Raw genomic sequence first — 25587 nt, 5'->3', positions numbered from 1 at the left:
GATGAAGCGCTTTTAACGCTTCTTATATCTCGCATTGTAGCCCTCGGCAGAGCAAGATTATACAAGGTATGAAAACGAAGTGTCATACATTGTATGTGTCTTGCTATTAGAAAAATTTGCTTACTACTGAACATTACCACCACCATTTTTGTTTAGCCATTTAGTAAAATCTTCACTAGCTTTTTGACTATCTTGGTTGTAGATATGGATGATAAAGCCTTTAAGGTTAGACATATCATAAAGTGCTTTATCTAGCCTGCTTTGTAGTGCAGATTTGGTTTCGTTTGTCTTATGGCTATCATAAAACAAGTAGCCAAAAAAGAAGATCACTTCTATAAATACAAAGGCAATTAATGCAGATACTATCTTCTTCATCAAAGAGCTAAAATATGAGTTGATCTTCGATATAGTTTTATCTGCACCTTTTAGAGTGTTATGAAAGTCGTTTTGAATATCTTCTGTCGCATTTATAAGTTCAGCACCTCCTTGCTCTATAAGCTCTATTTTTTCTTTAAAGCTTTTATCAAAGATATCTGCGGTTTGATTAAAAAGTTCAATATTATTTCTAATATTTTCACTAGTCTTATTGCCCATTTCGATATATTCTTGTAGAGCAATTACGGCATTTGCCGCAACTGCTGTATCGCTACTCTTGGTTATTAGTGCCATTGCTTAGCTCCTCGTCTTCTTTTTTGCCTTCTTTGGGTACGAGAATATGACATGCATCAGTGGGTTGATTGGCTTTTGTTGCCTCATACTCTTTTCTCCATTTGGAAAACTCCTTATTTGATAGCTTTACGCTAAAATTTTTTTCGATTAGTAACTTGCACTCTTTGAGTGTTGCTTGTTGTGGAAACAAGACTTCAATACACGCTTGTTTAATCTCATCCTTTTTCTTGTTTTTTCTAATGATTTTTAAATCATTTAAAAGTGTATTTTTGCTTGCCATATTTTTCTCTTTCTATTTTTTAAATTTTTATAAAGATAGTGATAACTATCTCACCAAATAGGCATACTTATAGTGTGCCTTTTATTCTGATATGGTAGATGTTGATAGGTTTTTATTTAAGTAGTTTAAAAGTAGAGAACTATTACAATAGGAGTCCTAACAACCTATCGTAGAGGTTCTCTTTTAAATACTTAAATAGAGCCTCTACTTTTAACTGGTTTTAATCATCTTAACCTCCTTGAGTAAAATATTTTTTTAAATTTGCGTGTATTATAGGATATTTTGGTGGCTAAATCGTTTAAAGTGGTAAATAATTGTTGACTTTTATTTCAGAAGCACGATATACTAGGGTTTTCCTGGCTTTATAGCATAAAAATACTTATAAATTACTTAATGCTAGTATATATATTAGGAATCGAAACAAATATCTTAAAATTATAGACCATGAATGGCCTTATTTTCAAGTAACAAAGATAAAAATGTTTTATTAATAACATGTATTTCTTTAAAAAGATAAACGAAAAATATTACATAATTATAAACTGCATTCTAGATAGTCCCTAAGCAATTTCTCAAATTTCACCCTTAGATACTCAGGCTCTTTTATCTTGATAAATGGTAGCCAGTATTTGACCACGCGCAGGATCTCGTAATGCTTATGTAGTCTATCTCTATTTTGTGTGTTATTGCTAGGAAATATGAATGAATCATAATCATCAAAAATATTTTTTAGCCCATGTTCAATAGCTATAAACGCCATTTTTACTACACATCTATACTCATTTTATTTAAGTTATGGTAAAAATTTAACCCGGTAGAGTGACAGATTATATCATAGTAGATGATTCGTCAAAAAATTTTACTTGTTTTTTAAAATTTTACAAAAAAACGTGTTAAAATTACTGCAAGCTTAAAAATTTGCTACATAAAATTTTATTTTGCTACAAACTTTAAGCTATATTTTATGAAAGGTGACTGCAATATAATATTGTAGAAACATCGTAGTTTAGGTATTTATGGTGTCACGGGGGAGACTTGAACTCCCGACCTCCGGCTTATGAGAGCAGCGCTCTAACCAGCTGAGCTACCGTGACAACTTAAAATAAGTTTTGGATTATACAACCTAAGAACTTATTTTTAGCTAAAATTTATCTCACACAAATTTTATAGATAAAAAGCAAATTTGACTGCAAAAGCAGCCAAATTTATTTAAGCTTTTTTAGTGAAAAATCCAACGTAAATAGCGTAGATAAAGCCGATCACTACGGCATACGGGGCAAAAGGTGTGATGCCAGCTCCTGAGCTCGCTAAGATAAAGTTGTGACTTATAGCAGCTCCTGCGCCCATGCCTAAAACAAATACAGCTGAGCTTAAATTTCCAGCTCCCATTTGCACTAGATGCTTGCCAGGGCAGCCGTAGCTTAGACTAAAGCAAAGGCCAGCGAGCGTCATACCTAAGAAATTCCAAAGCATATCATTGTGAGCGATAGGTTGTCCTTCAAAGCCAAATTTGTATTGATTTAGCACTAAATTTGTGATGCTTGCGCAGACGATGATAGAGATGACGCCATAAAACATCGAGAAGTCACGCTCAAAAATTTTGCTGATAGCTCCCACTGAGCAAAATTTACTTCTTTGCATAAATGCGCCTATTATGATCGCACAAATAAGCGAGATAAATAAATTTGCATGCTGTGAGCCTGGGCCTTTTTCTGAGCTAAACAATGCGCCATTTTCGCCAAGTTTTAGACCAAAGACAAGTGCCAGTAAAAGCAAAATAGCGATGATCAGTGGCAAAAATCCGATAGCTTTTGCAGTGGTTTCGCTCTCAGGTAAAATGTAGCCATTTTTCTTAAAAGCACGTCCCACAAAGACGCCAGCAAACAAGCCAACAAGCCCCGCAATAGCGGTCATATCACCGCCTCCAAGACGCAAAAAAGCTCTCCAAGGGCAGCCTAAAAATATGAGGCAGCCTATCATCGCAAACACGCCTAAGAAAAACCTAGAAAATGCCGCGCTACCAGATACTGGAGTGAAATTTCTACTCCAAAGCATGCTAGCTAGAAAGCCTCCGATGATAAGCCCTAAAATTTCAGGCCTTAGATACTGCACGACTTTGGCCTGGTGAAAGCCAAGCGCACCCATGCTATCTCGTAAAAAGCAAGCCGCACAAACGCCCATATTTGCTGGGTTGCCAAAATGAACGAGCACCGGACCAAGTATGCCAAGGCTCGCACCTGCGATGATGTAAAGTAGTGTTTTGTTCATGTAAATTCCTGTGTAAGGGTAAAACCAGACTGGTTTCTTAAACGACATTTTAATAATCATTAAATAAAACAAAGATTAATTTTTTGTAAAACAGAAGTGGCTAAAATATGCAAAAATTTCATAAAAAGGACAAAAAATGAAAGATTTTATGAGCTATGCAGATAGCTTAAAAATTCTAAAAGATACGATAAATGCGTGGGAAAAGGTCGAAAAAGTAGCTATCACAGATGCGCTTGATAGAAATATCGCCTACGATGTCACAGCCGCTGAAAACTACCCAGCAAAGCCAGTTTCGGCGATGGACGGCTACGCTTTTGCCTTTAAAGATGGACTAAACGAGCTTGAGCTCATCACAGACCTTCCAGCAGGTAGTGACAAAGGGCTACATATAGAGGGCAGCAAATGCGTCAAAACCTTCACCGGCTCACTAATGAGCGAAGGTACCAACACTCTTGTGCCAGTTGAAAATGTCGAGGTAAGCGGCTCAAAAATAATCATCAAAAAGAGCGTGCCAAAGGGCTTTGCCGTGCGTGCAGTGGGTGAGAGCTACAAAAAAGGCGAAATTTTAATAAAAAAAGGCACACGTCTAACCTACGCTGAGATAGCACTTCTTGCGGAGCTTGGCGTCTTTCACGTAAGCGTCTTTATCCGTCCAAGGGTGGCGATACTTGCAACTGGCAGCGAGATAAAAGACCTTGGCGAGCCGCTTGATAGTCCAGCACAAATTCACAGCTCAAATCACGTAGGCATCGCTATGCAGATACGCAAAATGGGCGCGGAGCCGATCCTTTGTGAGATCGTAAGAGATAAGGCCGAGCTTGTCGAAAAAGCGATCATAAATGCACTAAAATCAGCCGATATCTTGGTGACGACTGGTGGTATCAGCATGGGAGACTATGACTTTGTAAAGGGTGCTTTAAATGAAAACTTTAAGCTCATCATCGAGGGCGCTGCGATAAAACCAGGCCGCCACATCAGAGTGGCAAAATCAGGCGACAAATACATCTTTGCGCTGCCGGGATTCCCTTACTCGGCGATGGTTATGTGCGTGCTTTATGTAAGAGTGCTTATAAACACTTGGTTTAGCCAAGAAGAGCCAAAGATCACGGCGATAATGGACGAAGACTACAAAAAACGCTCGCCATTTTTGGAATTTACAGCGGTAAATTTAGAAAACAGAGATGGCAAGATCTTTGTAAATTTAAACGGTAAAAAGCTTGGTAGCTCAGCGATCGTAAATAACCTAACTAACGAAGCGGCACTGCTTATCATCCCAAAAGAGACAGAATTTATCGCAAAAGGTGAAGTGGTAGAAGTTTTAAAGATGCCTTGCTAAGGGTAAAATTAAATTTGCCAAAGTTGCTTTGGCAAATTTAGAGTAAAAAGCAGGGAGAGCTCCCTGCTGTGGTTATTTCTCTTCGTTTGTTTTGATGTAAGCGTAGTCAGAAATTTTAGTCCATTCTCTTGCTTTTTTGAGGAAAGCTCTTTGAGACTCGACGATTTCTTTAAATAGTGGATCTTTTGCGCTCTCTTCATCAAGTAGCTCATTTGTAGCCTTTTTAAGAGCTGCGATGACCTCTGGTGGGAAAGATTTTACTTGGATGTCTGGATACTCGGCCTTCATCTTGTCCCAGTACTCTACATTTGCGTAAAATACCTTAGTATTCACATCTCTTGCTACTTCAGCAGCAGCCGCTTCAAAGATCGCTTTTAGATCATCTGGAAGTTTTTCATACGCATTTTTGTTGAAGAAAAACTGAGTTTCGCCGTTTGGCTCTTGCCAGCCTGTGTAGTAGTATTTTGCCACTTTGTGGAAGCCAAGTGCCATGTCATAAGCTGGGCTGACCCACTCGACTGAGTCGATCGTACCCATCTCAAGTGCCATGTAAAGCTCGCCAGTTGGGATAGTGTTGATATTTGCGCCAAGTTTAGCGTAAATTTCACCGCCAAAGCCTGGAATTCTGATCTTTAAGCCTTTTATATCATCAACTGACTTGATCTCTTTTTTAAACCAGCCGCCCATTTGCATGCCAGTGTTGCCAGCTCTAAAAATTTTGATGTTATATGGATCAAAAACTTTCGCCTCTAGCTCTTTGCCGCCACCAAATTCATACCAAGCTGTTTGCTCGTCGGTATTCATCATAAATGGTGTTGCTGTAAAGAACATTGTCTTAGGGTCTTTGCCCTTGTAGTAGTAGCTAGCTGTGTAGCCGATGTCGTACTGACCACTCTTTGCAAAGTCAAGCATCGCAAAAGGTGACTTGTGCTTTGATGGGTAGTCAATCCTGATCTCGATGCGGCCGTTACTCATCTTTTCGACCTTCTCTTTTAGCTCTTTTGGCACGTCACCAAGCACTGGCATAGTGCTCTCCCATGAGGTTGCAAGTTTGAGCTTATAGACTTTGTCATCTCCCATGGCAGCGCAGGCAAGAGCCGCTAGGCCAAGAGATGCTAATAAAAATTTATTCATACTCTCTCCTTTAAAAATTTTGCATATTATACAAAAAATTTACATTATTAAAATGTGTTATAATCGCAAAAATCAAATTACAGGGCATAAAAATGATAAAAAAGACGAAAATTGTAGCGACTTTAGGGCCAGCAAGTGACAACGAAGAGACGATGGAAGCGATGGTTAAAGCAGGGGTTAATGTTTTTCGTTTAAATTTTAGCCACGGAACACACGAATACCACAAATCAAACATCGACAAGATAAGAAACATCGAAAAAAGACTAAACAAACGCATAGGCATCTTGCAAGATATCTGTGGTCCAAAGATCAGAGTTGGCAAGCTTAGCGAGCCATTTTACTTAAAAGCTGGCGACGAGCTTAGCATTTATGCCGAGGATATCGTGGGCGAAAAGATCGAAAAGGGCGTTTATAGAGTGAGCCTAAATCAGCCTCAAATTTTACCTATGCTAAAGGCTGGCGAGTACGTCTATCTCTACGATGGCTCGATCAGAGCAAGAGTTACAGGTGAGGGCAAAGATGTGGTAAAAACCATCATCGAAAATGACGGAATTTTAAACTCAAACAAAGGGGTAAATTTCCCAAATACCGCACTTGGCATCGACATCATCACGCCAAAAGATAAAGAAGATATGGAATTTGGCGCAAAACACGGGGTAAATTTCGTTGCCATTAGCTTTGTGCAAGACGCAAATGACGTGATAAAAGCAAGAAATATCTTAAAAGAATTTGGCTCCAAAGCTGCTATCTTATCTAAGATCGAGAAATTTGACGCGGTCGAAAACATAGACGACATCATCGCAAAGAGTGATGGTATCATGGTAGCTCGTGGCGATCTTGGCATAGAGGTGCCATTTTATAAGGTGCCAACGATACAAAAACTCATTATCAAAAAGGCAAATGCAGCCAGCAAGCCAGTCATCACAGCGACTCAGATGATGCTAAGCATGGCAGAGCATGAAACTGCCACAAGAGCGGAGATCAGTGATGTGGCAAATGCCGTGCTAGACGGCACTGACGCAGTTATGCTAAGCGAGGAGAGCGCGATCGGCAAAAACCCAGTCGCAGTCGTAGAGGCGATGAGCAAAACGATCATCCAGACGCAAAGCATCTATCCATACAATAAATTTGACGAATTTGACTTTTTTGACGAGACAGACATGGTCGCAAATAGCGCAGCTTCGCTAGCCGTGCGTATCAAGGCAAATGCGATACTCTCTATCACAGGCTCAGGCAAATCAGCCATAAAGCTAGCTAGAAACCGCACAAACATCGGCATCATCGCCATCGCGCACGACGAGCAGACAGCTCATATGCTGACCCTTGCTTGGGGCGTGACGCCAGCGCTTGTGCTTGAAAAGACAAAGCTAAATGTCCTACTTGCAAATGTCATCAAAAAGGCTTATGACGCTGGATACGTCGAGCATGACAAGACCTATCTCGTCACAGCTGGCCACCCAACAGGCGTAGAGGGCAGCACAAACCTTATACGTATCATCAGACGCGACCAGCTTGATTATTACCTAGACCTTGCAACTGAGTAAATTTATGGATTTTAGTGCCTGATATTTTGGCACTAAAATTTCTTTTAAATTTATGCGCTTTTATGCACTCGTTTTAATTTATATTTATACATTTTTAGCACTAAATTTATAAGCGTGATATGCCGGATCTAATTTTAAAATTTGCACGAGTTTTTTAACCGCATGCAGTGCTTTAGCACTGACGCATGCCACCTCTAACGTGCGAGGGGTTTGGGGGATTTAAAAAGGGGGATAAGGGGACGGACTTCGTGTCTGCCCTGCAGTTGCGAGCCTACGAAGCAAAATTCAAGTCCCCCTTGTCTACATTTTTGAATAAAAAGAAATTTACAAATTTAATAAAGCTTTTTGCAAATTTTAAAACTTTACTCACTCGCCTTAGCAGACTACTAAATTTAGGGCCGTGATATGCTCGCTAATAAATTTTAAAATTTGTCAGAATTTTCTAAAAATGAACCGCATGCAGTGCGAAGCACTGAAGCATGCACTTCTAACGTTGTCGGAGTTAGGGGATTATTAAGGGGGAAGCTTCTTTGCTTCGCAAGCTCGCAACTGCAAGCAGACCGTAATTCAAGCCTCTTCCCCCTTAACAAAGAAATAAAACTTTAAATTTTTAAAAACTTTAATTTACAAATTTAAAAATTCCATTCACTTACAAGAATTGGCTACTAAAATTACTCGCTCATAAATTTCAAAATTTGTGTGAATTTTACTTGTAAAAATTAGGATATAAAATTTATTTTAAAGAATTTGTGACGCCAAATTTAGCGTCACAAATCAAATTTGTTTTTTCTTTTTGCCTTTTGGCTCGTCGCCTTTAAACCAGCTTTTTATCTTATCAAAGACGCTCTCATCGGTGCTTGATTTGCCTGAAACTATGCCAAAGCTAGCTTGAAGCTTGTTTAAAAGCTCTTTTTGCTCGTCGCTTAGCTTATCAGGCGTTTGGATAGAAATTTGAGCTATAAGTCTGCCTTTTTTGCGTGAATTTACGCCCTTGATGCCCTCATTTTCAAAGATAAATTGCTGCTTATCTTTCGCGCCAACTGGTAGTTTTAGCTCGGCTTCACCGCGAAGTGTTGGGATTTTTATGCTCTCGCCAAGAACAGCTTGAGTAAAAAATACTGGAATTTCTATATAAACATCGTCATTGTGGCGGATGAAGTGTTTGTCCTCTTTTACATTTATGCTCACATAAAGATCGCCTTGAACGCCGTTTGCACCGATGTTGCCTTTGCCAGCGACCCTCATCCTCATGCCACTATCAACGCCCTCTGGGATCGTGATCTTGACGCTTTGTTGCTGGATTTTATAGGCTTTTGCGTTGCAGTCAGGACATGGCTCGCTTATCACTTCGCCAGATCCGTGGCAGTATGGGCACTCTTGAACGATATTCATAAAGCCATTTCCACGTGTGATCCTGCCGCTTCCGCCGCAGTGCTGGCAAGTTTTGTTTTTGCCATCTTTGCTACCTGTTGCGTTGCATGTTGGGCAAGGCACTTTTTGATCAAATTTGATCTCTTTTTCGCAGCCAAAAACAGCTTCGTTAAACTCTAAATTTATAGGAATTTCAAGGTCGGCTGAGTATTTTTCGCTTCGTCTTTTTCTCTGTCTAGATCCACCGCCAAAACCGCCACCAAAAAACGAGTCAAAAATGTCTGAAAGGTCAAAATCAGCGCTAAATCCGCCCCCGCTGCCAAATCTACCCTCAAGCCCTTCTTTGCCGTATCTGTCGTATATTGAGCGCTTTTGCTCATCGCTTAAGACCTGATAGGCTTCGTTTATCTGTTTAAATTTCTGCTCAGCCTCTTTGTCGCCAGCGTTTCTGTCTGGATGGTATTTTAAAGCGAGCTTTCTAAAGGCTTTTTTTATCTCGTCGCCACTTGCATTTCTTGAAATTTCAAGGATCTCGTAATAATCAAACTCCACATTTTTCCTTGTTTATTAAGCTTATTTTAAATGTGAGATTTTATCCAAAAAAGTTTAAATTTAAAAAAAATTTTACATTTTTGCCGTATAATCTCTACTATTTTTCAATGAAAAGGATGATTTATGATTAACGTTTTAATGATAGAAGACGATCCAGAATTTGCACAAATTTTATCTGAATATCTTGATAGTTTTAATATAAAAGTGACTAACTTTGAAGACCCATATCTAGGGCTAAGCGCAGGGATAAAAAACTATGATCTGCTCATACTTGACCTTACATTACCTGGCATTGATGGTCTTGAAGTTTGCAAAGAAATTCGCCAAAAATACGACATTCCTATCATCATAAGCTCAGCTCGCAGTGACATCAGCGACAAGGTCGTTGGACTTCAGCTTGGAGCGGATGATTATTTGCCAAAACCATACGATCCAAAAGAGATGTATGCTCGTATCACAAGTCTTATTAGAAGATATAAAAAGACAAACGAAGTTCAAGAAGAGGTCCTTGATAGCGCATTTAGGATAGACGACAAGCGCCATGAAATTTACTTTAATAATGAAGCCCTTGCTCTAACACCAGCTGAGTATGAAATTTTAACCTATCTCATCAAACAGCACAGCTTTTCAGTGTCTCGCGAGCAGCTAGTTTATAACTGCAAGAGCCTAAAAGATAAGGACTCAAAGAGCCTAGATGTCATCATTGGACGCCTTAGAACAAAGATCGGCGATAGCTCAAAAGCGCCAAAACATATATTTTCAGTTAGAGGCATAGGATATAAGCTTATCGGATGAAATACTCCATAACCACCAAGATAACTATCATCTTTGCCATCGCTTTCTCGCTGATGTGCTTGCTCTTTGTGACATTTGCAAATATTCAGCAAGAAAGTGCGCTTGAGAAGCTAAAAGATAAGCAAATAAGCGCTATGAACTATCTTGTGGCGCTTTACGAGCGTGGCAATCCTCCAAGAGATTTGGAGCACTACTTTAAAAATTTCAACCTAGAATATGTCGGCAACAAAAATTTAGCCACCTCTGTTACTACAAGCGGAAACGCCATTTTCACGCAGCACACGCCTCTTGGCATGATGCAGTCGGTTAATTACAAAGGTGATTTGTATCTGCTCATCAAAAATCCATCTTTCATGCTGCTACTTGAGAGTAACGACGCAAGACACGTAAATGACCCGCTTTGGGTGGCATTTTTGATCATCTCGGCTCTGCTTATCTCGCTTTATGTCTCGGTGCTTAGAAGCCTTTTGCCGCTTAGAAGACTTAGCAAAGATATCAGAAAATTTGCCAGCGGAAACATGGAGATGGCGATGACTGCTAGGCTAAATGAAAACGAGCAAGACGAGATCGGACAAGTCGCTGTTGAATTTGACAACGCCGTTTGCAAGATTAGAGAGCTCATTCGCTCAAGGCAGCTATTTTTACGTGCGATCATGCATGAGCTAAAGACGCCTATAGGCAAGGGTAGGATCGTATCTGAGATGGTGGCAAACGACACCCAAAAGATGAGGCTCATAAACGTTTTTGAGCGCCTAGATATGCTTATAAATGAATTTAGCAAGGTCGAGCAGCTCCTTTCAAAAAGCTACGCGCTAAACTATCAAGAGTGCCATTTTTCACTCATTTTAGAGCAGGTGCAAGATATGCTCATGCTTGATAAATTTGAAGAGCGAGTGAGCTGTGATATCAGAGATGACGTCATACTAAGAGTGGATTTTCAGCTTTTTAGTTTGGCGATTAAAAATTTGATAGATAATGCCCTAAAATACGCGGAGGACAAGAAAGCCATTTTGATCTGCGATAGCGAATTTATAGCGGTTAAAAATTTAGGCAAAAAGCTAAATCACCCTATCGACTACTACAAACAAGCCTTTGTTAGGGGCGACAAGGTTAGTGCGGGAAGTGGCATGGGGCTTGGACTTTACATCATCGAGCAAATTTGCCAGATGCAAAAATTTGAGCTTGCTTATGACTACGAGGACGGCTATCACGTCTTTAAAATTTTACTTCGAGTAAAGGCAAAACGCGCATGAAAAGGGGTTTAGAGAAATTTAACGAGCTAACTGAGTCTTTTGCTAAGCTCCCAGGTGTCGGTAAAAAATCAGCCGCAAGATTTGCCTACTTTGTCTGCATGCAAGATAGCTTTGCAGGGCTAAGACTCGCGCAAAATATAGAAGACGCGGTGAGGTTTATCAAGCGCTGTGAGCGTTGCGGTGGGCTAAGCGAAAATGAAATTTGCGACATTTGCAGCGACGAGAGCAGGGATAGCGAGGTCATCTTGCTGGTTGAGAGCCCAAAAGATATCTTGGTTTTTGAGCAAAATGGCATCTACAACGGCCTTTACTTCGTGCTTGACGAGATCGACGAGGACGCCATAGAGAGGCTAAGAAGTGCTATTAAGCAAAATGGCTCAAAAGAGGTCGTCTTTGCCTTTACGCCAGGGCTAAATTCAGACGCGCTCATGCTTTACGTCGAGGATAAGCTTGGCATGAGTGAAATTTCATTTAGCAAGATCGCTCAGGGCGTACCAACTGGCGTAAATTTAGAAAACGTCGATATGCTCTCACTCTTAAAAGCCTACGAGAGCCGCACAAAAGCCTAATTAAAATTTCTTTTAGTTATAATCTCACCTAAATTTATAATATTTAGTCCGCGCAGCAGCCGCTAAATTTAAAAGGATAGAGATTGATTTTACTTATAGATAACTACGATAGTTTTGTCTTCAACGTCGAGCAGTACGTAAAAGAGCTCACAAATGAAGAGGTTAGATGCGTTAGGAACGACAAGATAACGCTTGAAGAGATCAAAAAACTAAATCCAAGTAAGATCATCCTAAGCCCAGGGCCAAAACACCCAAAAGATAGCGGAGTTTGCTTAGAGATTTTGCAGGCAGACCTTGGCGTGCCAGTGCTTGGCATTTGCCTTGGACACCAAGCCATAGGGCTTAGTTTTGGCGCAAAGATAAAAAGGCTAGACGACCCGCTTCACGGCAAGACCTCGTTTATCAACGTAAAAAACAAAGAGCCGCTCTTTGCAGGGTTGCCTGAACGCTTTGAGGTTATGCGCTACCACTCGCTCTATGTCGATGAGCTACCAGCTAGCTTAAGTGCTGATGCGGTGAGCGATGATGGCGTAGTCATGGCACTTAGCGTAAAAGATAAGCCGATATTTGGCATCCAGTTTCACCCTGAGAGCTACTTCACGCAATACGGCAAAAAGATCGTTGAAAATTTTGTAAATTACAAAGCAAAAGAAGAGGTAAAAGAGCCAAAAATTCGCTCACTCAAGCCATATCTTATCAAGCTTCAAGAAAACATCCCACTTGATGATAGCGACTTTGAGCAAATTTGCGAGATAATAGCCAGCAAAGAGTATGAGATCGTGCAGCTTTCAGCCCTTTTAGTGCTAATTAGCGAAAAGAGCCTCTACCCAAAAAGCCTCGCTGCGCTTGCAAAAAATATCCTAAAATACTCGCAAACTTACCGCGATGATACGCCTATGATCGATCTTTGTGGCACTGGCGGCGATGGCTTTAAGACGATAAATATCTCAACTACAGTGGCATTTATCCTCGCAAGCCTTGGCATAAAGGTCGCAAAACACGGTAACAAGGCAGTTTCAAGCAAGTCAGGCAGCTCTGATGTGCTTGAAATTTTAGGCGTAAAAAGTGAAAAATCACTGGCAAAACAGCGTGAAAATTTAGCAAATAAAAATTTGGCCTTCTTTCACGCGCCATTTTTCCATCCGCTAGTTGGTGAGGTGAGAGAAGTGCGCCAAAGACTTGGCATAAGAACCGTCTTTAACGTGCTTGGACCGCTTTTAAATCCAAATTTAAACCTTACAAATCAGCTAGTTGGCGTCTATCACAAACCAGTGCTAAAACTCTACGCCCAGACTCTTAAGATCCTTGGCAGAAAGCACGCTTTGGTCGTTCGCGGCGATGACGGACTAGATGAGATCACGCTTTGTAGTGAAACAAGCGTTGTGGAGCTAAAAAATGGCGAAATTTTTGAATACAGCATCACGCCAGAGCAGTTTGGCTTTAAAAGAGCGCTTCACAGCGACATCGAGGGCGGCACACCTGAAGAAAACGCCAAAACCTTGATCCGCACGCTAAAAGGCGAGGAGCAGGGGGCAAAATTTGACATAGTGGTCTTTAATGCGATGTTTGCACTCTACGCGGCTGATGGCGCAAAGAGCCCAGACGAGGCCAAAAAAATGGTACTTGAAGCGATAAATTCAGGCAAAGCGTATAAATTTTATGAAGAGTTTATAAAGGCTGGGGCTAATGGCGCTAGTTAAAATTTGCGGTATCAAAACGCTAGATGAGGCAAGTGCGGTTTGCGCTTTGGATGTTGATTTTATCGGGTTAATATTTGCTAAAAGCAAAAGAAAGGTCGAGCTAAATTTAGCTAGACAGATAGCGAAATTTGCTCACAGCAAGGGCAAAAAAGTGGTTGGTGTTTTTGCGGAGCAAAGTGATTGCGAGATAATGGAAATTTGCCAGTTTGCTGGCCTTGACGTGGCTCAAGTGCATGGAGTGGTGAGTGAAAATTTAGAGGCAAATTTGAAAGATATGGGGCTTGAGATTTGGCAGGTTTTTAGTGTGAAAGATAGCTTGCCAGAGGTTGGTTTTAAGCATTTTGACATGGCGCTTTTTGACTGCAAGGGCGAAAATGCTGGCGGAAACGGCACTAGCTTTGAGTGGGAAATTTTAAAAGAGGTTAAATTTAAATTTGGCATGGCTGGAGGCATAGGCGAGCACAACATAAAAGAGGCGCTGAAATTTAAGCCATATCTAGTCGATATCAACTCAAAAGTCGAGGACGAAAACGGCATAAAAGATGCGCAAAAGATAGAGAGAATTTTAAAGATCATAGGTGAGGTAGAAGATGAATAGTAAGGCGTATTTTGGAAAATTTGGCGGGCAGTTCGTGCCTGAGACGGTGATGTTTGCCCTTGATGAGCTAGAAAATGCTTATGAGAGCATCGCAAAGACAAAAGAGTTTAAAGACGAGCTTGATGATCTTTTGAAAAACTACGTTGGTAGGCCTAGTCCGCTCTTTTTTGCAAAGCGTCTGAGCGAGCACTATGGACATGAAATTTACCTAAAAAGAGAGGATCTAAACCACACGGGCGCGCATAAGATAAATAACGCCCTAGCTCAAGCTCTGCTTGCTAAAAAAATGGGTAAAAAGAAAATTTTAGCTGAGACTGGAGCTGGTCAGCACGGCGTGGCAACAGCGACTGCAGCGGCACTTTTGGGCTTAGAGTGTGATGTCTATATGGGAGCTACAGACGTGGCTAGACAGCAGCTAAATGCCTTTCGTATGCAGCTTCTTGGCGCAAAGGTGGTGAGCGTAGAAGATGGCTTAAAAACGCTAAAAGAGGCTACCACAGCGGCCATACAAGCGTGGGTAAATGAGATAGAAAGCGCGTTTTATGTCATTGGCTCAGCCGTTGGCCCACATCCATATCCAAAGATCGTGCGTGATTTTCAAAGCGTGATCGGCACAGAGGCAAAAGCTCAGCTTGCAGACTACGGCAAAAAGGCCGACTACGTCATCGCCTGCGTTGGCGGCGGCAGTAATGCTATTGGCATTTTTGGCGCGTTTTTGGACGATAAGAGCGTAAATTTAGTAGGTATAGAAGCTGGCGGTCTTGGCATAGATACCCCTTATCACGCAGCTACGCTTAGCAAAGGCAAAACTGGCATCATCCACGGCATGAAAACGACTGTGTTGCAAGATGAGTACGGTATGATCTCGCCAGTGCATAGCATCTCAGCGGGTCTTGACTACCCAGGCATCGGCCCAGAGCATGCCCACCTAAACGACATCAAAAGGGTAAGATACGAGGCCGTGACTGACGATGAGTGCATAAATGCCTTGTATTTTCTAAGCAAGATGGAGGGCATCATCCCAGCCATCGAGAGCGCGCATGCGGTGGCGTATCTGGAGAAACTTTGCCCAAAACTCGATAAAAAAAGCATCATCGTCGTAAATATCTCAGGCAGGGGCGATAAGGACATAAACACAGTCATCGGCTACGAAAAAGGAAAAATTTATGGATAAGGTAAGAAGCGCATTTAACGGCAAAAAGGCAAACATCGGCTACATCGTGGCTGGATATCCAAGCTTAGAGAAAACTAAGGAATTTTTAGAAAATTTAGATGAAAGCACGCTTGATCTACTTGAGATCGGCATCCCGTACTCTGACCCGCTGGCTGATGGCAAGCTCATCGCGCAAGCTAGCTTTGAGACGGTGCAAAATGGCGTAAACACTGACGTTGTCTTTGATATGCTTGAGGGCTGCAAAGCAAAAGTGACAAAGCCACTTGTTTTTCTAGTTTATTACAACATCATCTTTGCTTACGGCGTGGATAAATTTCTAAAAAGATCACGTGAAGCTGGAGTTAGCGGCTTTATCGTGCCTGATCTGCCTTGTGAGGAGTGCGAGGAATTTGCTCTAAAATGCAAAGAGTTAAATTTAAGTCTGATACCACTTATTAGTGTCACTTCTGGGGGCAGGGCAGATGGAATTTTAAAATTTGGCTCAGGATTTATTTACGCTCTTGGTGCGATTGGCGTTAGCGGTTCAAAAAGGGCTGATGAAGATAGGATAAAAAATTTGGTCCTAGAGCTTAAAAAAAAGAGCGATCTGCCAGTGGCTGTGGGCTTTGGTATAAAAAACAAAGATGATGTTAATGAAGTAAAAAAATATGCTGACGGAGCAATCATAGGCACGCAAATAGTCAAGCTTTGTGCTAAATTTAGCGCAAAAGAGCTAGTTAAAGAGGTCGATAAACTCTTTTAAAATACTTAATAAATTTATAGCTAATTTAGTAAAGCCAAAGTATAATTAACGCGCATTTCAAGTCTTAAGGAAGAGATATGAGAAAAGTTATAGATGAAGCCACGAGCTATCTTTGCAAGGATACTTTGGGGTTGGATTTAGAGTTTGGCAAGAGCCTTGGTAAGGGATTTTACGGGGCAAGCATACCAGTTTATAAGGGCAAAAGCGAGTATCAGTTTTATCTGTTTTTTAAAAAAGATACTCTAAAAATTTTCATGAATGCCTTTTTTGGTCACGAAGATGTCGATGGTGGCGATCTGGACGATCTTTGCAAAGAGATAGCTAATCAGATCATCGGCAAGGCTAAAAATCTGCTAAATGAAAAAGAGCCAAATGCTTATAAACTCGGAACGCCTGAATTTTTGGGCGAGGTTGAGAATTTTGGCATAAAGCTAAAAGAGAAATTTATATATAAGATAAAAAATAGAACATTTCAAATAGGCTACAAGATACAATGAACGACGAAGGTGCGATAGAGACACTAGAACAGCTAGGGCTTTTTAAGAGCTATGATGAGCTTATGGATATAAGCGTTGATTTTATAGCTGAGCTAGGAACTACCACAGTTAGCATAAATGAGCTTTTGAAATTTGAAGCTGGCTCGGTCATAGACCTCGAAAAACCAGCTGGCGAGAGCGTGGAGCTATATATAAATAATAGAATTTTTGGAAAAGGCGAAGTAATGGTTTATGAGAAAAATTTAGCCATCAGGATAAATGAAATTTTGGACTCAAAGTCAGTTATTCAGTACTTCAAAAAAGAACTTTTATGAAATTTATACTATTTTTTGTGCTTTTTGCTACGCAAATTTTAGCTTCTAATCTGCTAACATACAACATCTATGAGCGCACCGACAGGGTCGATATCATGCTTAGCTTTGATGCGCCTTACGAGGGCAACATCTTTCAAAAGCGTGAAAAAGATACGACCTCTTTGATACTAAATTCACTAAGCTACGATCAAAGCGCGAGCAAGGACATAAATTCAAAGATCATTCAAGAGCTTGAGATAGAGCCAAAGCAAAACTCTTTGGTCTTAAATTTACGCTCAAACGATGCGATCATCGTAAATGCATCAAAGACAACAGATAGCTTCGGACTTCGCATCCGCGTAACACTAAAAAACACAAAAACGCAAGTGCAAAATATGCCTCAAGCTAGCGCAAAGATAGAAACTGCTAGCACGCCAAAGACAGAAAATGAACCTATGGTTAATATTGATTCAAGATACTTCATAGTCCTAAGTGTGCTCATCGCGCTTCTTATATTTTTATATGTTTTTAAAAGATATATCACTTCAAAAAGTAGTGACTTTAGTGGATTTAAAACGCCGCAAAATCAGCCGCAAAATGACACAAAGTCGATGAACTGGCTACTTAAAAATCAAAATAGCGGTGTCAATATCATCTACGAAAAATACCTTGACCGCATAAACAAGCTAATGCTTCTAAGCTACGAAAATAGGCGCTATCTAGTGATAGTTGGCAGCTCAAACGTCATGCTTGATAGCTTTGGCGAGGACAAGATCCAAAATGAGCAGGACTTTGCGGTATTTTTTGAAGAAAATAAGAAAAAACTTGGCTCATTTTTGCAAGAGCGTCAAAATAGTCTAAATAACTACAAAGATAAAATGAGCGGAGAATTTTAACTCCGCTTCGCTACTAAATTTAAAAATTTAGAAGAGTGTTTTCATAAATTTTAAAAGTGGCTTCGTATCCGCCATGAAGTTGCTAGCCTGTGAAGTAAAATTTGAGACCTTTCTCGCCTTTTTGGATAAAACAAATTTACAAATTTAATAAAGATCTTTTGCAAATTTTAAAATCTTACTCACTCGCCTTAGTAGACTACTAAATTTAGGCTGCACTTCATTTAGCACTAAATTTAGAGCCGTGATATGCTCGCTCATAAATTTTAAAATTTGCCTGACACTTGCCAGATAATAAACCGCATGCGACGCAAAGCGCTATCGCATGCACCTTGAAACGTGCTAGGGGTTTTTACTTCGGCTTCGTCTCGTAACTGCAAGCAGACCGTAATTCAAGCCTCTTCCCCCTTAACAAAGAAAAAACTTTAAATTTCTAAAAATATATTTTGCAAATTTTAAAATTCCATTCACTCGCAAGAATTGACTACTGATTTTAGGTCTCGCAAAGCTTGCCACTAAAATCAGAGCCGAAATTACTCGTTCATGAAATTTTAAAATTTGCCTGACGCTTGTCTGATTTGACAAAGTAAATTTACAAATTTTAAAATCTTACTCACTCGCCACTAAATTTAGAGCCGTGATATGCTCGTTCATAAATTTTAAAATTTGCTTGACACTTGCATGATGATAAAACGCATGCGGCGCAAAACGCTATCGCATGCCCCTTGAACGTGCGAGGAAAAAGGGGGATAAGGGGACGGACTTCGTGTCTGCCCTACAGTTGCGAGCCTGCGAAGCAAAATTCAAGTCCCCTTGTCTCCCTTCTGAATAAAAAGAAATTTACAAATTTAGTCAAGCTGTCTTTGCAAATTTTAAAATTTCACTCACTCACAAGAATTGACTACTAAAATTTGGCTTCGCTTACCGCTTAGCTCAAATTTTAGAGCCGAAATGACTCGTTCATGAAATTTTAAAATTTGTTTCACACTAAGAACATGGCACTTTGACACTATTGCATACTTTGAACGTGTGCTGAAGGATAAAAAGAGTGGGGGGGGGGGACTTCGTATCTGACTTGCATTGCGAGCCTACAAAGTAAAATAGAAGCCTTTACCCCCCCCCTTTTTTTTTATTTTTAGAAAATAAATTTATAAATTTGACCACTAGCTTTTTGATTTACACAAACGAAATGGCAAAAATTTCAGGTTTTGCGATCTTTTTTATTTCTTCTTTTGCCATGGCAAATTCTTTTGCACCCTCTATTTTTAGCGTGTGGCCGCTAAACTCAAAGCTTAAATTTAGCTTCTCACAGGTTATATCAAGTGCCTTGGCTAGCGCAAGGATGAAGCTTAGCCACCTTATACACTCAGCCTTTGGTAATAAATTTTTATACTTTTCAAACTCATAAATATTTTTCTTGCCATTTGTGCCGATGACTGCGGCTATTAGTGCCTTTTGCTCATGCGAGAAGCCGTAGTTTAGGGAATTTAGTATGATATAGGCCGAGTTTTTGTGATCGCCGTAAAAGCCTATCTCTTGACCGACGTTGTGGAGCTTTGCAGCAATTAGCAGCGTCTCAAGATAGCTATCATTTAGTCCATGAAGCTTTTTAAGTGCCACAAAGATGTCCTTTGCATATCTTGCCACGGCTCTGTTGCAAGAGAGGATGAAGCGATCTTGTAGGCTTTTAACGCTTGGGTTAAAATTTTCTGGAAATTTAAGACTTGGACGCAAAAAGTCTTTTAAAAAGACGCCCTCTCTTACTCCAACGCCACTTGTGATGATGTTTTTGGCATTTAGCGCCTTGGCAAGGGCTAAAAATATATGCGCACCCTCTCTGATGGTGTCATATCTATCTTTTTTTATAGGGAATTTATTTAGTTCAAGCACGCTAACGTTTGCAATGCTCTCGATGTAGGCTTGCTCGTCGCTAAGCTTGTAGCAAAAGCCATGCAGTGATGAGAGCGGATATAAATTTTTGCTCATTATGGCCGATGAGATCGCTCTTAAAGAGCCGCCGATCGCTATTAAATTTGGACACTTAAATCGCTCATCTATCTGCGCCGTGATCTGCGATAGAAACTTTGGTAGTTTGTTTAAATTTTTCTTATCAAAAAATAGCTCTTTTAGTCTCACTGTGCCTATATCAAGCGAGAGGACATCGACAATTTTGCCGTTGCTTATCCTGGCAAGCTCGGTTGAGCCTCCGCCGATGTCGATAGTGACGCACTCGGCTAGATCGTGAAGTAAATTTTTAGCCGCTATCGCTCCAAAAGTAGCCTCTTCTTTGCCGTCAATCACTTTTAAATTTATGCCAAGTTTTTTTCTTAAAAGAGAGATCAAAACGCCTGAGTTTGGTGCATCTCTAAGCGCTGAAGTGCCGACACATAGGACTTTGGAGCATTTGTAGCTTTTTATGATGTTATCAAATTCGCCAAAAGCTTTGATGGCTTTTTGCATTGAAGCTTCTGAAATTTCGTTGTTTGAACCGTATCCGCCTTCGCCTAGTCGCACTTTGGTTTTGTATTCAGCTAGTATAAAAAATGCTAAGCGTGACGTGCGCTCAAATATCGCCATACGCATAGAATTTGAGCCAAGATCGATCACTGCGGTTCTCTTTGCCATTTTTTATCCTTTTAAATTTAAAACGAGGCTTGCAACTGCTCCGCTTGCACCCTCTCTATTTTTGATAGATATCTCAGCGCCAAGCGCCTGTGCTGCGCCCTTTGCGAGAAATAGTCCAAGTCCAGCACCACCTTTGTTGCCGTATCTTTTAAATGGAGCAAACAAGTCCTTGCTCTCGTCTATGCCCACTCCCTCGTCGGTTACTTCAATGATAAATTTGCTCTTTTCAAGCCTTGAGCTAATCGTAATTGTGCTATTTTTTGGAGAAAATTTGATAGCATTTTGGACGAAATTTTGCACGATGTGAGTTAGCAAGCTGGTTTGGATATTTAGGTTAAAAATTTCAGGTTTTAGATCGAGTGCGAGATTTTTTTCTTCACCTTTTGCGAGCACCTCGTAGTTTTTGCCTAGTTTTTTCAAAAATGCGATCACGTCGGTATTTACCGGCTCTTCAAACTGCGCGCCCTCTTGACGACCTATCTCAAGGACAGAGCCTATCATAGCGTTCATGCCGTTGATCGCTTCGTTGTTTGATTTTAGCGCTTCTATATATTTTTCGCTCTCGCGTGGTTTTAAAAGCGTAACTTCGTTTTTGGTTTTCATGACAGCAAGTGGAGTTTTTAGCTCGTGTGCAACGCCTACAAAGAGCTCTTTTTGGTATAAGACAAAAGTTTGTATGCGAGAAATTAGCCTATTTATGCTATTACCAAGTGGCAAAAACTCGTCTGGCAAGCTTTTGATATCGATCTCTTTTAGAAATTTCTCATCTAAATTTGTAAGCTTGTGACTTAAAATTTTTATAGGTATTAAAAGCATTCTTGATAAAAATAGTGCATAAAATAGCACCAAAAGTATCGCTGTGACGTTTACGATTATAATATCTATAAAAATTTCTTCGACTATCTGGCTTTGAAGCGTCGTCTCTTTTTCTAGGACTAAGTAGCTGCTGTCATCTAGCCTTGTTGTTAGAGTGGTTATGCTCTCATTTTTTATCTTTTGCATCACAAGGTAGGGCTTTTCACCTTTAAGCTCGCCCGCTTTTACGGTGGCTAGAGTTTTGTTTGGGATTTCTATAGTAAAAGTTTTTAGATTGTTAGGATTGAAATTTTGTGGATTGTTTTTGTAAGCTGTGGCTTGCTGGTTTAGCTCACTAACTACGCTTTGAAAAACGGTGACTCTTATGTAGTGATAGAGCATCACCGAAACAACTGCAATTAGCATCATCGCACCAGATGCTAATTGCAGTATAAATCTATTTCTTAAGCTTTTTTGGGAAAGCAAAATCTATATCCGCGTCTTCTAACAGTTTCTATTGTCGAAATATTTAGCGGTTTGTCCATTTTTTGGCGGATTTGGTTGATAGCAACCTCGATAACGTTTGGAGTTACGAGCTCTGGCTCTTCCCAGATAGCGTCAAGTAGTTGCTCTTTTGATACGATCTGATCTGAGTGTCTTGCAAGGTGAGTTAGTACCTCAAATGGCTTGCCTTTTAGCTCGATGTCGCGGCCAAGATATGTGATCTTCTCTTCGTCAGGGTTGATGATAAGCTCGTCTATCTTGATGATATTTGTGCCACCAAAGCGTAGTCTAGCCTCTAGTCTGGCTACTAAAATGTCAAAATCAAATGGTTTTTTGATGTAGTCATCAGCGCCAGCTCTAAGTGCTTTTATCTCGCTCTCTTTGTCGTCTTTTGCAGAAAGAACTACAACTGAAGTGCGTGGAGATTTATGTTTTATGATGTTTATAAGATCAACGCCGTCACCATCTTGAAGCATCCAGTCAGTTAAAACTAAGTCGTAGTTTCTGATGCCGATGTAGTACTCAGCGTCTTTGAAATTTTCAGAGCTATCTGTCTGATAACCAAACTCTTGCAACCCCTCAGCAATAGTCTTATTTAGCGTTACTTCGTCTTCTACTATTAAAATACGCATTTCTTTTCCTTAAACTAAAATTTATGGTCGATTGTATCATAAATTAAGAAATATTTCAAGATACTTTAATAAATTTTTAAAAAACAGTGCTGATTTTTGCACCGACAATTGCATTTGGTAAAATTTCGGTTTTTAAAATCTCCATATCCAAACTAGTAAGCGAGCTAAACCTCTCTTTTAGCGCTTTGCAGGTAGCTTCTAGCGACTCTTCTACGCTTTGAAATTTCATCTCATTGTAAAATTCTTTTATAAAATCCGCCACCAAAACATAATCAATCAAGCTAGTTGAGCGAAATTCTAAGCTTACTTTTACCTCTTGCTTTGCAACTCGCTCAAAGTCAAACATCCCGATAACAGTTTGAAATTTATAATCTTTAATGATCGTTGTTATTTCACTTTTCATACGACTTTTTGCTCCTTGCCTGAAAGCAGGCGAACGATATTTGGTATGTGTTTATAAACTACCAAAAATGCAATGATAAGTATCGGCGCGTGAGTGTAAATTTCATCAAGCTCTGGGTGGATGATAAAGCTTGATGCGATGAGAGCTATCAGCGCGCATAGCGATGCTAGAGAGCTTATCTTTAAAAATTTACCGACCAAAAACCAAACGACAAGAGCGATTATGATCTCAACTGGCAAGAAAAATGCTAGCACGCCAGCTCCAGTTGCCACGCCCTTGCCTCCTTGAAAACCTAAAAATATAGAAAAACAATGTCCCGCAACGCTTAAAACTGCCATCGTCCAAAGCACGCTTTGGCTAGCTCCAAGAGATGAGGCTATGATGAGTGGCAAAACGCCTTTTAAAACGTCACAAACTACGGTTAAAATGGCTAGTTTTTTGGCTAGTTTTGGGTTTGTTTGCTTTAAAACCCTTAAAACATTTGTCGCGCCTATGCTTTTGCTGCCCTCTTTTTTTATATCAACATGTCCAAAAATTTTTGCTAGTATGAGCCCTGATGGGATGCTACCAAGCAGGTAGCTAACGGCATAAAGTATTAAATTTTGCATATTTTACCTTTTAAATTTAAAGAGAAATGATATTAAAAAAATACTAATTTTTTTATAAATCATCTCCACAGAAGCACGATTTTTTCGTCGTAGATGTCGCTTTTCTTTGGCGAAATTTGCGTTTCGTTTATCGTGATGTTCTTAACATCATTTGCCTCTTTTAGCGCGTCGCACTCTTGTGCAAATTTCTCCTCAAGCTCGCTTATGGCTAAATTTATATCATTTACGCTTTGCTCACTAAGCTTGACGTCGCTTCGCTCTTTTAAGACCTTATTTGCACTTCTTGCACTTGATGCAATCTTGCCCGCGTTTTGGCGAGACAAGAGCTTATTGCCAAATATCGCTCCAAATATGCTTGCGCCTATATTTATAGCTGCGTCAAGGCCGCTTGTAGTCATCTCTTTTTGCTCTTTATCAAGCTTTGCAAGGGTTTTATTTAGCTTATCTTGCAAGCTCTTTTGCTCTTTTTCAAATTTAGCCGTGAGTTTTGCGGTTTGCTCCTCTAAAATTTCGTTGCACTTATCCTGAAGCCTTATAAAAAACTCCTCTTTTGACTCGTTTTCTTTTGAGTAAATTCCCATCGCCTCAAAGGTGTTAAATTTGAAATTTCTATACAAAAACTCTTTAAAATCTTTCTCTAAAGCGTCAAAATTTTTAGCGCTCGTTATGAAATTTGGCACAGCAGCAAAGCTTGCGCCGTTTGGTTCATTGCCGCTCGCATCAACGTGCATGCCTTCGCTAGCCTCGCTCCAGTTTGGCTCTTTGTCATTTTCACTAAGCTCGTAAAGATAGTTTGCCTCACAAACGCTGTCTATGCCCTTTTTAGCGTCGTAAATTCTCACTTTTGCGCTTGCTAGTAAATTTGGTGTGAGGCTTTTTGAGTTAGCATAAAGCTGCGTGATCGCACTTGAGATGATAGGTTTTGCGCTAAATTTCATCTCGCTTTTATCTACGTCTTGGCTTCTTAAATTTTCTTTTTTATCTTTCATCAAATTTGAAATTTGCTCGCGGCTTAGCGGACCTTTTAGATAGCTAAGTGCCCAGCGCGTGGAGATGACGTTTAGGCCGTCCTCGTTTATATTTTTGAGTAAGAAATTTCTTTTGGCTAAATTTGATATGAGATTTTCAAGTGAGGCTTTGTCTAAGCTTGAGCCTGCGATGCCGCTTAGCCCGTCGATCACGCGTGCTTTGTCCTGCGCTGTTTGGAGGCGGCCGATGAACCAAGTGCCAATGTTGCTAAGGCCTTTGTAGTCAAGATCGACTGGGTTTTGCGTGCTTAATACGCAGCCCAAACCAAATGCACGGGCTTGTTTTAAAAGTGTGAGCATAGGTGTTTTTGACGGCGGATTTGCGTTTGGCGGAAAGAAGCCAAAAATTTCATCCATGTATAGGATCGCTCTAAGTGAGCTAGTGCCCTCAGTGTCTCGCATCCACGCGATGATCTCGTTTAGTAAAAGGGTGACAAAAAACATCCTCTCAGCGTCATTTAGGTGCGAGATCGTAAAGATATTGCACTTTGCTTTGCCATTTTCGTCAAAAAGCATCTTTGAAATTTCAAGTCTAACGCCCTGTGTCCAGCCCTTAAAGCTTGGGCTTGCGATGAGCGCGTTTATCTTCATAGCAAGCTTTAGGCGCTCACTGCTTGGATAGAAGGTATCCACGTCAAAAACGCCTATCTTTTTAAACGGCGGATTTGCTATGAAATTGATAAGCTCTTCGATGCTGACGTCTTTTTGCTCTTTAAATTTGCTCTCAAATATAGTGGAGATAAGCAGCTGCTCTTTTGAGCTCATATCCTCAGAGCTCATGCCAATGAGTGATAGCACCGACGCTGCGAGTGAGTTTATATAGTTGCTAAAAATTTCTTCGTCACTAATATTTGGGCAGGCAAAGTCGCTAAGTAACGCCACACCTATGCCAGCTGAGCTTTTTGGCGTATAGATATTAAAGCTAGCACTATCTTTTAAAATTTTTACTCGCTCGAGGTCTTGAAAGCTCGACTCTATGCCGTTTCTCCAAAGCTCGGCCTGAGCGGCGGCAAATTCCTCTACGCTTTGACCTTTGTTTGCCGCTTCTGCTTCATCGACATAAGGTAAAAAATCCTCCGCTCTCATCTGTGGAAAGGTGAGGGCTAAATTTGTGATATCGCCCTTTGGATCGATGATGATAGATGGGATGTTGTCTATGCAGGACTCTTCTAAAAGCGTGATGCCAAGACCTGTTTTGCCGCTTCCAGTCATACCGATAATGGCTGCGTGGGTGGTCAGGTCTTTGTTTTTGTAAAAAAATGGCTCTTTATCTTTTAGTCCGATGTAAAAAAGTTTTAAATTTTCTTGTACGGTTTTCACTAAT

At 40.4% G+C, this 25587-nt stretch carries 24 protein-coding genes and 1 tRNA gene; 12 read left to right on the top strand and 13 right to left on the bottom strand.

Annotation, left to right across the window (positions count from 1 at the left end):
• Positions 1–123: 123 nt before the first annotated feature.
• From CYP05_RS07520 to yedE, 5 genes are all read right to left on the bottom strand, one after another.
• Positions 124–669 carry a hypothetical protein gene (locus CYP05_RS07520; protein ID WP_103642491.1) on the bottom strand — a complete coding sequence of 182 codons (546 nt, stop codon included), beginning with the start codon at positions 667–669 and terminating at the stop codon, positions 124–126.
• Positions 647–949 (bottom strand): hypothetical protein, encoded by a 303-nt coding sequence (locus CYP05_RS07515; protein WP_103602643.1) that lies wholly within the window; start codon positions 947–949, stop codon positions 647–649. The genes CYP05_RS07520 and CYP05_RS07515 overlap by 23 nt, the downstream gene beginning before the upstream one ends.
• A gap of 535 nt (positions 950–1484) precedes the next feature.
• Positions 1485–1709 carry a hypothetical protein gene (locus CYP05_RS10195; protein ID WP_223232641.1) on the bottom strand — a complete coding sequence of 75 codons (225 nt, stop codon included), beginning with the start codon at positions 1707–1709 and terminating at the stop codon, positions 1485–1487.
• A 257-nt stretch (positions 1710–1966) separates the two neighbouring features.
• A tRNA-Met gene (locus CYP05_RS07505) sits at positions 1967–2043 on the bottom strand.
• A 115-nt stretch (positions 2044–2158) separates the two neighbouring features.
• Entirely contained in the window at positions 2159–3217 is a 1059-nt protein-coding gene (yedE, locus tag CYP05_RS07500) for a YedE family putative selenium transporter (protein ID WP_103642490.1), read from the bottom strand.
• A 136-nt stretch (positions 3218–3353) separates the two neighbouring features.
• On the opposite strand from yedE, the gene CYP05_RS07495 reads away from it, so the two are divergent.
• A complete protein-coding gene (locus tag CYP05_RS07495; RefSeq protein WP_103642489.1) occupies positions 3354–4553 on the top strand; it encodes a molybdopterin molybdotransferase MoeA in 1200 nt (399 codons plus the stop codon).
• 72 nt (positions 4554–4625) lie between these two features.
• On the opposite strand, the gene CYP05_RS07490 is transcribed toward CYP05_RS07495, so the two are convergent.
• Positions 4626–5687, bottom strand: coding sequence for a TRAP transporter substrate-binding protein (locus CYP05_RS07490; RefSeq protein WP_103574330.1), 1062 nt, complete (start codon positions 5685–5687; stop codon positions 4626–4628).
• A 92-nt stretch (positions 5688–5779) separates the two neighbouring features.
• On the opposite strand from CYP05_RS07490, the gene pyk reads away from it, so the two are divergent.
• A complete protein-coding gene (pyk, locus tag CYP05_RS07485; protein WP_103642488.1) occupies positions 5780–7231 on the top strand; it encodes a pyruvate kinase in 1452 nt (483 codons plus the stop codon).
• Between the two features lie 774 nt (positions 7232–8005).
• Here pyk and dnaJ read toward each other — a convergent pair.
• On the bottom strand, positions 8006–9154 hold the full coding sequence (gene dnaJ, locus CYP05_RS07480) for a molecular chaperone DnaJ (protein ID WP_103642487.1): 1149 nt from the start codon (positions 9152–9154) through the stop codon (positions 8006–8008).
• Positions 9155–9277: 123 nt separating this feature from the next.
• On the opposite strand from dnaJ, the gene CYP05_RS07475 reads away from it, so the two are divergent.
• From CYP05_RS07475 to CYP05_RS07430, 10 genes are all read left to right on the top strand, one after another.
• Positions 9278–9949 carry a response regulator transcription factor gene (locus CYP05_RS07475; protein ID WP_021084939.1) on the top strand — a complete coding sequence of 224 codons (672 nt, stop codon included), beginning with the start codon at positions 9278–9280 and terminating at the stop codon, positions 9947–9949.
• Positions 9946–11202, top strand: coding sequence for an ArsS family sensor histidine kinase (locus tag CYP05_RS07470; RefSeq protein WP_103642486.1), 1257 nt, complete (start codon positions 9946–9948; stop codon positions 11200–11202). The genes CYP05_RS07475 and CYP05_RS07470 overlap by 4 nt, the downstream gene beginning before the upstream one ends.
• Positions 11199–11771, top strand: coding sequence for a recombination mediator RecR (gene recR / locus CYP05_RS07465; protein WP_009294391.1), 573 nt, complete (start codon positions 11199–11201; stop codon positions 11769–11771). The genes CYP05_RS07470 and recR overlap by 4 nt, the downstream gene beginning before the upstream one ends.
• Positions 11772–11854: 83 nt before the next feature.
• Positions 11855–13471: an anthranilate phosphoribosyltransferase gene (gene trpD / locus CYP05_RS07460; protein ID WP_103642485.1), complete on the top strand. Its 1617-nt coding sequence runs from the start codon at positions 11855–11857 to the stop codon at positions 13469–13471.
• Positions 13458–14069 (top strand): phosphoribosylanthranilate isomerase, encoded by a 612-nt coding sequence (locus tag CYP05_RS07455; RefSeq protein ID WP_103642484.1) that lies wholly within the window; start codon positions 13458–13460, stop codon positions 14067–14069. Before trpD ends, CYP05_RS07455 begins: the two co-directional genes overlap by 14 nt.
• Positions 14062–15243, top strand: a complete 1182-nt coding sequence (gene trpB, locus CYP05_RS07450; RefSeq protein WP_103642483.1) for a tryptophan synthase subunit beta — start codon at positions 14062–14064, stop codon at positions 15241–15243. The genes CYP05_RS07455 and trpB overlap by 8 nt, the downstream gene beginning before the upstream one ends.
• Complete coding sequence (trpA, locus tag CYP05_RS07445) at positions 15236–15985, top strand: tryptophan synthase subunit alpha (protein WP_103642482.1); 750 nt, start codon at positions 15236–15238, stop codon at positions 15983–15985. Before trpB ends, trpA begins: the two co-directional genes overlap by 8 nt.
• A gap of 77 nt (positions 15986–16062) precedes the next feature.
• The gene (locus CYP05_RS07440; protein ID WP_002942548.1) at positions 16063–16482 is read left to right on the top strand and encodes a chemotaxis protein CheX; all 420 of its coding nucleotides are present in this window, start codon (positions 16063–16065) and stop codon (positions 16480–16482) included.
• On the top strand, positions 16479–16796 hold the full coding sequence (fliN, locus tag CYP05_RS07435; protein WP_002942551.1) for a flagellar motor switch protein FliN: 318 nt from the start codon (positions 16479–16481) through the stop codon (positions 16794–16796). Before CYP05_RS07440 ends, fliN begins: the two co-directional genes overlap by 4 nt.
• Positions 16793–17671 (top strand): excinuclease ABC subunit A, encoded by an 879-nt coding sequence (locus tag CYP05_RS07430; RefSeq protein ID WP_103642481.1) that lies wholly within the window; start codon positions 16793–16795, stop codon positions 17669–17671. Before fliN ends, CYP05_RS07430 begins: the two co-directional genes overlap by 4 nt.
• A 1173-nt stretch (positions 17672–18844) precedes the next feature.
• On the opposite strand, the gene CYP05_RS07425 is transcribed toward CYP05_RS07430, so the two are convergent.
• The 6 genes from CYP05_RS07425 to CYP05_RS07400 all read right to left on the bottom strand — a co-directional run bounded on the left by CYP05_RS07425 (position 18845) and on the right by CYP05_RS07400 (position 25583).
• Positions 18845–20293 (bottom strand): Ppx/GppA phosphatase family protein, encoded by a 1449-nt coding sequence (locus tag CYP05_RS07425; RefSeq protein ID WP_103642480.1) that lies wholly within the window; start codon positions 20291–20293, stop codon positions 18845–18847.
• Positions 20294–20296: 3 nt separating this feature from the next.
• Positions 20297–21514 carry a sensor histidine kinase gene (locus CYP05_RS07420; protein WP_181001192.1) on the bottom strand — a complete coding sequence of 406 codons (1218 nt, stop codon included), beginning with the start codon at positions 21512–21514 and terminating at the stop codon, positions 20297–20299.
• A gap of 38 nt (positions 21515–21552) precedes the next feature.
• Positions 21553–22224 carry a homeostatic response regulator transcription factor HsrA gene (hsrA, locus tag CYP05_RS07415; RefSeq protein WP_002942555.1) on the bottom strand — a complete coding sequence of 224 codons (672 nt, stop codon included), beginning with the start codon at positions 22222–22224 and terminating at the stop codon, positions 21553–21555.
• A 76-nt stretch (positions 22225–22300) separates the two neighbouring features.
• The gene (locus tag CYP05_RS07410) at positions 22301–22627 is read right to left on the bottom strand and encodes a dihydroneopterin aldolase (protein ID WP_002942574.1); all 327 of its coding nucleotides are present in this window, start codon (positions 22625–22627) and stop codon (positions 22301–22303) included.
• Positions 22624–23235, bottom strand: a complete 612-nt coding sequence (gene plsY / locus CYP05_RS07405; RefSeq protein WP_103571452.1) for a glycerol-3-phosphate 1-O-acyltransferase PlsY — start codon at positions 23233–23235, stop codon at positions 22624–22626. Before plsY ends, CYP05_RS07410 begins: the two co-directional genes overlap by 4 nt.
• A gap of 59 nt (positions 23236–23294) precedes the next feature.
• Positions 23295–25583, bottom strand: coding sequence for an ATP-binding protein (locus CYP05_RS07400; protein WP_103642479.1), 2289 nt, complete (start codon positions 25581–25583; stop codon positions 23295–23297).
• Positions 25584–25587 lie beyond the last annotated feature (4 nt).

The organism is Campylobacter concisus, assembly GCF_002913545.1.
Lineage (GTDB): Bacteria > Campylobacterota > Campylobacteria > Campylobacterales > Campylobacteraceae > Campylobacter_A > Campylobacter_A concisus_AV.
This window is presented reverse-complemented; position numbering and strand designations above follow the sequence as displayed.